Source organism: Rhodopirellula maiorica SM1, from assembly GCF_000346295.1.
GTDB classification, from domain to species: Bacteria; Planctomycetota; Planctomycetia; order Pirellulales; family Pirellulaceae; genus Novipirellula; species Novipirellula maiorica.
Map to the genome: position 1 here is coordinate 1 of NZ_ANOG01000180.1, position 4,403 is coordinate 4,403.

General features: G+C 54.6%; 3 protein-coding genes. All 3 read right to left on the reverse strand.

Going from position 1 to position 4,403, the window contains the following annotated elements; translation table 11 throughout:
* A partial coding sequence (locus RMSM_RS05495) for a hypothetical protein (protein WP_008692721.1) occupies positions 1–624 on the reverse strand: 624 nt, incomplete at its 3' end.
* An 88-nt stretch (positions 625–712) separates the two neighbouring features.
* Entirely contained in the window at positions 713–3,403 is a 2,691-nt protein-coding gene (locus RMSM_RS36450) for a right-handed parallel beta-helix repeat-containing protein (RefSeq protein WP_008692722.1), read from the reverse strand.
* A 79-nt stretch (positions 3,404–3,482) separates the two neighbouring features.
* A partial coding sequence (locus RMSM_RS05505; RefSeq protein ID WP_040764244.1) for a DUF1501 domain-containing protein occupies positions 3,483–4,403 on the reverse strand: 921 nt, incomplete at its 5' end.

Here is a 4,403-nt window from a genome sequence, read left to right on the forward strand (position 1 = left end):
CCATCCCTGTTCGGGCGTACCGAGATTCGGCCAGCGGGCGAGCGGTTTGGGGTGGTGATTAACATACAACCACGGAGCAACCGGAACGCCTCGGAAGGAGGTTTTAAATGATGCGAACGGTGCGGAAACGCTTTCCGAAATGTCGCAGACAAGAATGTCGTCACGGACTGCGTCGTCGAGTCGTGATCGAATCGCGTCGTCAGACACTGAAGTAAACGCCGAGGGCGAAAGTGCCACGCTGCCACGAATCCGTACGCTACCTGGTTTAGTGGCTCGATAGACAACCGGTGCGCCCGCCGTACCGGAATCTTCGGCCGACAACTGGAACGAGGATGATCGTCGATAGACGCCGGGGCCAATTCGCACTGTCACCGGTTGGTCAGATCTAAGGCGACATGATTTACGTGCGGCGCGGATTCCGTCGCGTGCCTGTTCCAGACTTTGAAACGGATCCGACGAAGTGCCATTGCCGTCACCGTTGGCATCGACTGCAACATAGAAAGTGACACTATCTTTGGGACGATTGCCGAGCGAACCTTCACTTGGTTCCTCATTCGCAAGCAGAATACTCGAGGTAAATGCCGTCACAGCGAGCATGAACAAGTTGACGTTTTTGTTTTTCATCAAATCGTGATGTTTGGGGCCAAGGAACGGATTTGGGCAAGGACTAACAGGTTGCGAAGCTGTGGGGGGCACGGTTCAAGACGTCATCTTATTCGTTGTGCATTTTGACATCATCCAAGAAGAATGCGGCGTCGCTACGAGTCGTTGCAGTGAAGCCAACCCAGCGAGTGTCGGTCCAGTCGGGATCACAACTCAGATCGGTGACCTCATGACGTTGGCCATCGGGCAATACAAACGTCGCTGTCCAGCGGCTGTTGGCTTTGCCTTGCGGAGCTTCCATGGTGACGTCGATCCATGCATTGGCATCAATGTCGATCAATTTGCGGCCACGGCTTGTCACAGCCGAGTCGGTGAACTTCAGCACGGGCCCGGTTTGATAGGGACGGGTGTCGCTTCGCCATTCACATGAAACCGCGACCGTTGGCTGCAATCGAATGCGAAAACTCAAGCGTGTATTGCCTCCGGTGTAGTTGGGCTGCCAATAGAAATGAGGGTTGTAGACAGCTTTCATATCGACTGCGTCTTGCACCTTCAAACAGCGCCCATTTCCCTCCGGTGTGGGAACGACACCGATCAACGATTGGCGTCCTTCCTGTTGCAGCGTTGCAATTCCTAGCAGTGAAACCGGGGTATCCGAGTCGAAATCATCGTCGACATGCATTGGGGCCGGTGGCGGCACGTCATAGGGTTCGCGGAACTTGGTCGTCGCGGCAAGGTCTTTCCACGCTTGATCGCCCTGGACTCCGGCTGCTGTGGTATCGAACGGGACGAAACCGAGTTCGGTTGCCGGCGACTGTGGTCGCAGCCTGAAATCGCGATTCTCGGCATCGACGAACAGCGGATCGGCGATGATCGAATTTTGGTCGTGCCCCGCCGCCTGCCATTGCGACCACGTTTTGCCATCAAAATCCAGTGGTTGACCGTCGGCACGCCAGTATAAATTGTGGTTCATGGCCACTTTGACACCATTTTTCCAGCCCGCGTTTCCGAGCAGTCGTCCGGCGTCAAAATAGACTAGGTTGTGTTCAAAGGTGAATGACAAATGCGGTTCGGCACGTGTCACTGCAACTTGACCTTCTTCGGAGAATGTCAGGATGTTGTTACGAACGATATTCTCGCGGCCGTAATGTTGGTGAAAACCACCATCGCGAACGTCATACACCAAGTTGTTTTCAAAAACGATGTGCGAGCTGCCTTCGTCAGGGTAAAGTCCCCATCCGCCGTAACGAGTTGCATAGACTTCATGGATCACATTATGGCTGACCGAGGTGCCTTCGCTGGGACCGAGCGTGTAAACACCGCCCATGTCGCTAAGGATTCGGTATCCGATGTGATGCAAATGGTTGTACTCGATGCGGTTGCGTTTCGCTCCGCTGTCGGCGTAACCCCAACGCCACCCGACCGAAACGGCGGTGTAATAGAAATCGGCGACATCACAATGTGTGATTGCGTTATCGCTACTGTGTCCAATCCACACTCCGACCGCATGTGGCAAGATTCGCCCGCCGCTGTGTAAGATGCAATTGTCGATCGTGATTGCGCCGGTACGCACCGGTTCTGGTACAAGACGCATCTCGCCAATTCGCACCGCACTGACGCCGACGTCAGCGACTCGGGTGTGCTGGACGCTGCAGCCGCGGCAGGCTTTGCGAAACCAAAACCCGGTGCCACCGATGTGCTCCACTGCACAATTGACAAACCGAATGTCCTCGGCGCCATCGAGCTGAATCGCGGTGGCGTCCACGTTCATGGCTGCCTGATTCGAGCGGATGCCAATTTGCGGAATGCGGAATTCCGCGTGTTGCAGTTTGATCCCGTCGAAATGGATATGTTTGACACGTTGTTGGGGATCGTGAATATTGCCCTGGAAATCGAACAATCGCGGAACGGCTGCTGCAACCACTTGCGTCTCCGCCATCGTTTCGTTTTCACGCGGATAATAGAACAGCCATCCATCCCGATCCAAGAACCATTCACCTGCAGCATCCAACGCGTTCCGATAATTTTCGAGGTAGTACAAGCAATCGCGTTTCATCGGATTGTGCGGCTTCATGATCTCACCCTGAGTGGTGAACAAGCCGCGTTGCGGATCGCTTGATTGCAGCCATTCACGCGTGGTGTCCCATTTGTGGTAGGCGACAACTTGGACATCGCGAAGTGATACTTCGTCGACGGCTTTTAGAGACGCTAAATCATTTGATAGAGCGGCGAACCTGTGTTTTAGCATCCGCTTGGATCCTGGAATTGGCTTCTCGCTAACGGCCAGTAGGGTGTGGAAATCACCCTCGTTAGGCGTTCTCGCACGCGAGGCACGACGCCCGTTGACCCACAGCTGCTCGAATCGCCAATCTTGGCCGTCGCCTGCTTTCGGTTCGGCAACGCGAGTTTTCCAAAGCTTGGGATGTTGAGGATCGGATAGCCATCCGGAAATTGGGCGGCCACCGGATATGATGACCTCTCCATGGCCCTGATATCGCACTGGACGCTGGGCAGAATGTCCCGAATCCGCCACCGTAAACAGCACGGTTTGGTCGAGCGTGTAGTGGCCGGCCGCAATTTGAACAGTGACCGCTTGATCGGGTTGGCGTCGACGCGCATCGCGAACGGCCTGTTGAGCACGTTGGATGGACGCAAATGGTTGCGACTGCGTTCCGGGATGTGTGTCAGCGCCGTCAACCGAAACGTATAAATCGATGCCAGATTCCGCCCCCACGACGACGAGGGAAGGCAGAAGCGACAGGATCGCAATCGCAGAGTAGGTGGAAATTCGTTTTAACATTAGCTCGATTATTAGAATTTGGGGGGCGTCTTGACAGCTGCAAGCATTCCACATTGCGGCAATCCATTCGATACAGCAATCAACTGATAATCTCGTGTACCACGCGACCATGGACATCCGTCAAACGGAAATCGCGACCGGCGTGGCGGTACGTTAGACGTTTATGGTCCAATCCAATCAGGTGAAGCATCGTAGCGTGCAAATCATGAATGTGAACCTTGTCGATAACCGCTTTGAAGCCAAAATCGTCGGTTTGGCCGTAGCTGGTTCCGCCTTTAACACCGCCACCGGCCATCCACATCGTGAAGCCATGATGGTTGTGGTCGCGTCCGTTACCATTCTCGGAAACGGGCGTTCGACCAAACTCGCCGCCCCACACAATCAGCGTATCGTCGAGTAGTCCGCGTTGCTTCAGGTCTGTGATCAAGGCGGCGATAGGTTGATCGATGTTTTTGCAAAGCTTGGGGACCGTTTTGTTGTGGCCGCTATGCGTGTCCCAGGGTTGTCCGTTCCCATAATAGACTTGAACGAAACGAACGCCACGTTCGACCATTCGACGTGCCAATAAGCAACCGTTGGCGAATTGGCCGGTGCCGTAGGCCGCACGCGTGTGTTTGGATTCGCGATTCAAATCGAACGCATCGCTGGCTTCGAATTGCATGCGATAGGCGGTTTCCATTGCTTCACTGCGAGCTTTCAGAATCGAATCGTCGCCCCGCGTCATTCCATGCGCGGCGTTCAACTGTTGCAGCAGATCGAGTTGTTGCCGCTGAGTTGCATGTTTCCACCGGGTATTACTTAGGTGCGGCAACATCTTTTCGGGATCGATCGTCGAATGATTGATGTAGGTCCCTTGATATTGTGATGGCAGAAAGGCACTGTTCCAAAGGATCGAAAAACGCACAGGACGTCCCGGGCACAGCACCAGATATCCGGGCAGATTGGGGTTCTCGGTCCCAAGTCCATACAGAAACCATGCCCCCATGCTTGGCCGTGTCGG